Source organism: Thauera phenolivorans (assembly GCF_001696715.1).
Lineage (GTDB): Bacteria > Pseudomonadota > Gammaproteobacteria > Burkholderiales > Rhodocyclaceae > Thauera > Thauera phenolivorans.
In genome coordinates, this window is sequence record NZ_MBFM01000004.1 from 425,405 (window position 1) to 430,023 (window position 4,619).

6 protein-coding genes are annotated in these 4,619 nt (G+C 67.7%); 5 read left to right on the forward strand and 1 reads right to left on the reverse strand.

Features of this window, described 5'->3' with window-relative positions; all coding sequences use genetic code 11:
• From BB334_RS11945 to BB334_RS17645, 4 genes are all read left to right on the forward strand, one after another.
• The coding region (locus BB334_RS11945) for a rhodanese-like domain-containing protein (RefSeq protein WP_232756727.1) at positions 1-348 on the forward strand (348 nt) is incomplete at its 5' end.
• Between the two features lie 46 nt (positions 349-394).
• Positions 395-835: a hypothetical protein gene (locus tag BB334_RS11950; protein ID WP_068808718.1), complete on the forward strand. Its 441-nt coding sequence runs from the start codon at positions 395-397 to the stop codon at positions 833-835.
• Positions 836-860: 25 nt separating this feature from the next.
• Positions 861-1,382: a DsrE family protein gene (locus tag BB334_RS11955; RefSeq protein WP_068808719.1), complete on the forward strand. Its 522-nt coding sequence runs from the start codon at positions 861-863 to the stop codon at positions 1,380-1,382.
• A gap of 260 nt (positions 1,383-1,642) precedes the next feature.
• Positions 1,643-2,305 carry a class I SAM-dependent methyltransferase gene (locus tag BB334_RS17645; protein ID WP_083200408.1) on the forward strand — a complete coding sequence of 221 codons (663 nt, stop codon included), beginning with the start codon at positions 1,643-1,645 and terminating at the stop codon, positions 2,303-2,305.
• Positions 2,306-2,356: 51 nt separating this feature from the next.
• Here BB334_RS17645 and BB334_RS11960 read toward each other — a convergent pair whose 3' ends face one another.
• Positions 2,357-2,752 (reverse strand): YybH family protein, encoded by a 396-nt coding sequence (locus tag BB334_RS11960; protein WP_068808720.1) that lies wholly within the window; start codon positions 2,750-2,752, stop codon positions 2,357-2,359.
• Positions 2,753-2,948: 196 nt separating this feature from the next.
• On the opposite strand from BB334_RS11960, the gene BB334_RS11965 reads away from it, so the two are divergent.
• Positions 2,949-4,619: ABC transporter ATP-binding protein/permease (locus tag BB334_RS11965; protein WP_088179190.1), on the forward strand; the 1,671-nt coding region annotated here is incomplete at its 3' end.

Below are 4,619 nucleotides of genomic sequence, written 5' to 3' on the forward strand. Positions count from 1 at the left end.
CTTGCCCTCGAACAAATCAGCGCTGCCCCCGACCTGCTCAGTGCCGAGAGTCGCGAGTCCCTGCTCGCCAAGGCGCGTTGCGGCGACATCGTCGTCATCGACGTGCGCCCCGAGTCCGAATACGAGGCCGGTCACCTGCCGTTCGCGCGCTCGATGCCGCTGGGCGAACTGGAAAAGCGGCTGGCCGAGCTGCCGGCCGGCAAGGAAGTGGTCGCCTACTGTCGCGGCCCCTTCTGCGTCATGTCGGACGAGGCGGTCGCCTTGCTGCGGACGCGGGGTTTCAGCGCGCACAAGATCACTGACGGTGTGACCGAATGGCAGGCCGGTGGGTTGCCCATCGAACGCTGATTCTCGCCGACACCAGAAGCAACACCCACGACCGAGGAGACACCCCATGAGAAAAATCACCCTTGCGCTGCTGGGCGGCGTGTTCAGCCTGTCGGCAGTCGCGGCCGACGTGTCGATGGCGGTACCCGGCGCACAGACCGCTGCGGGCCAGAAAGTGCTGACCTTCATCGCCAAGGACCCGCCTGGCCAGCGCTGCAACGGCAACCTGCAGGTCGCGGCCGAAGTCGCCAACACCTACCGCGTGCCCATCCAGCTGCTGCCGTCGAGCCTGGCCCAGGGCCTGCCAGCGCCGGCGGTGTGCTACGGCAACCAGCTGATCGTCGCCGACGGCAAGGAGCACAACGGTGCAGCCAGCTACCAGATCGTCGCCGACGTCCTCGAACTGGAAGGCGTGGCCAAGCAGGACAAATCCGGCCTGCTGTTCCAGGACACCGTTCGGCGCGACTTCGATGCCCTGAAGGCCACGATCAAGTCGGGCGGCAAGTAATCCCATCAATCAGCGGGAGTCGATCATGAGCACCCTCTTCATCCTCAACGACGCCCCCTACGGCACCGAGCGCAGCTACAACGGCCTGCGTCTGGCGCGGGCGCTGGCCAAGCTCGACGGCGAGACGGTACGCGTCTTCCTGATGGGGGATGCGGTGGCCTGTGCCAAGACCGGGCAGAAGGTGCCCGGGGGCTACTACAACGCCGGCGACATGGTGCGCATGGTCGGTAGTGAAGTGGCCTTGTGCGGCACCTGCATGGACGCGCGTGGCTACGCGGACGAGGACATGGTGCCCAACGCGCGTCGCAGCACCCTCAAGGAACTGCCCGAGTGGACGGCCGCTGCCGACAAGGTGCTGGATCGGCTTCGATTACCCCTGGACGGTTCCGACGACATGCTCGAGTTCGGCTGCGGCTACGGCACCTTCACCTTGCCGGCGGCAAGCCGCACGCACGGTACGGTGACCGCGCTTGACATCGAGCCGGGCATGGTCAGCCTCGTCGCGCAGCCCACCGGATTCTGCAGCCTGGCGGCTCGCTGTCGGTGATTCACTGGCGCAGCGACATCGAGACGCCACGCGGGCCGCCGCTGGCGATTCGCCCCGAGCCCGAGCAGTGTGATGCCTGGCTGGCGAGAGCGGGCTTTGCCTCGGTTGCCGGCGTGAACTTGGGGCATAGCGCACCGTATCACTATGGCTGGTCAGCGCAACGGCCGATGTCCTGACGACGTGGCCTGGCTCCCCATGCAAGCGGCGGAGAGCAGGCCTGTGAGCACGCTCATTTTGCCCGGAGGCGAGGTGCGAAAGCCTTGAATCCTGCAGACTACGATGCTTGGTACGACAGTGAACGTGGACGCTGGATCGGCGAGACCGAATACCGGCTGCTCCTGAACGCGCTCGCACCTCGGGCTGGAGAGCGCCTTCTCGATGTCGGGTGCGGTACCGGCTGGTTTACCCGGCGCTTGGCGCACGACCGCTCGGTATCAGTCACGGGCCTGGATGTGAACGCCAACTCGTTGAAGTTCGCCGGCCAGCACGACGTGGCCTCATCGTATGTTCAAGCGGATGCAAGAAGACTGCCGTTTGCCGACAACGCGTTCGATTGCGTTTGCTCGATCACGGCACTGTGCTTCATCGACAACTGGTCGCTTGCGCTCGGGGAAATCGTCAGGGTCACACGCAAGCGATTTGCCATCGGGTTGCTGAACCGGCACAGCGTGCTGTGGTTGGAGAAAGGGCGCCGAGGTGGGACGGGGGCGTATCGAGGCGCGCATTGGCACACCGCTGCCGAACTGCGCCGAGCGCTCGAAGCCCTTCCGGTCAGTCGTATCGAACTGACGAGCGCGGTGTTTCTGCCGAGCGGATCAACGATGGCACGGTGGCTGGAAAGTACGGCCCCGAACAATTTCCTGCAAGGTGCGTTTCTGATCGTCGCGGGTGAAAAGCGTGGTCATGCGGACTCACCGGATTGATCGCCTGCGTTCATCCGGGCCCGCCCCCTGCGCGAGGGCCGGTAACGCCCCTCATCTGGGCTGCGGCGGGCTGAAGGCGATGGACTGGCGCTCGAACTTCCCTTCCCTGCAAATGAAGGTGTCGGTGCCGAACGGGTACATGTGGTTCTTCGACTCCGCATGCCAGACGATGAACAGCATCTCGTGTCGCAGGTGCAGCGCATCGAGGCTGAGTCCGGGCGAGTCGCCGCGATCGATGACGCCGAACTCGGCGAGCAGCTCCTGATACAGGGCGCGAATCCGTTCGCGCCCTTCGAACACGCCGTCCTGCGTCACCACCACCGAACGTTCGTCGAAGTCGTTCAGGACGGCCTCGACGTCGCCCGAGTTGAAGGCCGCGACGTGGCGATCGAAGACTTCGAGTACCGCCCGCTCCTGAGGCGTTCGGGCTTGTGCGATCGTGTTCATGCTTGCCTCCTCGTTCCTTCCGACGGCCGGGGCGCCGGGGGCGGCGGCCGACAATTTCATTATGGCGACGCCATCCGCCATCCGCCCGCCGCTTTGCAGCCCTTCCGGGAAGCTTGTCCGCGCGTCCGCAAGTGGGTCGCCAACGGTGCTAAGGTAGGCGTCGATCCAGCCAGTGGATTCCCCTTGCGAGCCCACGATGACGCCGCCGCCGGCCGCCCCCGGACCACGCCAGCCCGCAGCCGCCGCGACGACGCGCGCCCGCGGCGGTCGACGCTTCGCCAGCTTCGCCGCGGGCTGGTGGAACAGCGAGCGCAAATGGACGGTGCGCGGCGCGGTGCTGCTGCTGGTGCTGCTCACCCTCGCCCAGGTGGGACTGGCGATCTGGATCAGCTACTGGCACCGCGACCTGTTCAATGCCCTCGAGGGGCGCGCGCTCGCCGACCTGCTCCGGCTGAGCGTGCTCTTCGTGCTGATCTTCGGCCTGACGATGGGCGTCACCGCGCTGCACATGCACGTCAAGCGCTGGGTGCAGCTCGACTGGCGGCGCTGGATGACCGCGCTGCTGCTCGATCACTGGCTGCGGCGTGCCCATCTCCATCGCCTGCAACTGAGCCCGGGCGAGCACGACAACCCCGACGGCCGCATCGCCGAGGACGTGCGCATCGCCACCGAGGCGGCGGTGGCGCTCGCGCATTCGCTGCTGTTCTCGCTGCTGATCCTCGCCAGCTTCATCGACATCCTGCTCAGCGTGTCGGGCAGCGCCGTGCTGCCGGGTACCTCGATCGCGGTGCCCGGCTACCTGGTGCTGATGGCCTTTCTCTACGCCGGTGTCGGCACGGTGCTCGGCCTGATGCTCGGCCGCCCCCTGGTGCGCACCACCAACCGGTTGCAGACGGTGGAGGCGAACCTGCGTTTCGGCCTCGCGCGGGCGCGCGAGCATGCGGAGGCGATCTCGCTGATGCGCGGCGAGCCCTTCGAGCGCCGTCAGGCGGACCGCCTGTTCGAGGACGTCGGCGTGGGCTGGAACCGGCAGACCCTGGCCTACCTCGGCATCGTGTCCTTCTCGACCGGCTACGGCACCCTGCTGCCGGTGTTCCCGATCCTGATCGCCGCGCCCCAATACATCGCCGGTGCGATGACGCTCGGCCTGCTGATGCAGGCGGCGCAGGCCTTCCAGCGCCTGACCTCGGCCCTGTCGTGGCCGATCGACAGTCTCGGCGAGCTGGCGCGCTGCCGGGCCTCGGTCGACCGCATCCTGGGCCTCCATGACGACCTGCTCGCGCTCGCCCGCGAGGACGGCGCCGACGCGCACGGGCAGGCCCGCATCGACCTGATCGAGAGCGACCGCCAGGCGTTCGACGTCCGCCGCCTGAGGCTCGTCACGCCCTCCGGCCAGCTGCTGCTCGACGACTTCGAGCTGCACGTGCGCCGCGGCGAGCGGGTGCTGATCGCGGGCGACCCGGCGGTGACGACGGGCCTGTTCAAGGCGGTCGCCGGCCTGTGGCCCTGGGGCCGCGGCGAGATCCGCCTGCCGCCGGCGCGCGAGCTGATGTTCGTTCCGCAGCGCCCCTTCCTGCCGGTCGGCAGCCTGCGCACCGTGCTGAGCTATCCCCACGCGGAGGCGCGCTACGGGCAGGAGGAGTTGCGCCGCGCCCTCGAATGCGCCGGCATCGCCTGGCTCGCGCGGCGGCTCGATGCGCACGAGGACTGGAGCCGGGCGCTGCCCATGCGCACCCAGCAGCGCCTCGGCGTCGCCCGCCTGTTCCTGCAGCGTCCGGGCTGGATCTTCATCGAGGAAGCCACCGACACCCTCGAAGGCAAGGACGAGGCGAACACGATCGAGCTGCTGCACCATGAGTTGCCGAGC

Bases quoted from the DNA above. Each gene is read 5' to 3' on its own strand.
- BB334_RS11950 (WP_068808718.1), top strand. From the start codon at position 395: ATGAGAAAAATCACCCTTGCGCTGCTGGGCGGCGTGTTCAGCCTGTCG.
- BB334_RS11955 (WP_068808719.1), top strand. From the start codon at position 861: ATGAGCACCCTCTTCATCCTCAACGACGCCCCCTACGGCACCGAGCGC.
- BB334_RS11960 (WP_068808720.1), bottom strand. From the start codon at position 2,752: ATGAACACGATCGCACAAGCCCGAACGCCTCAGGAGCGGGCGGTACTC.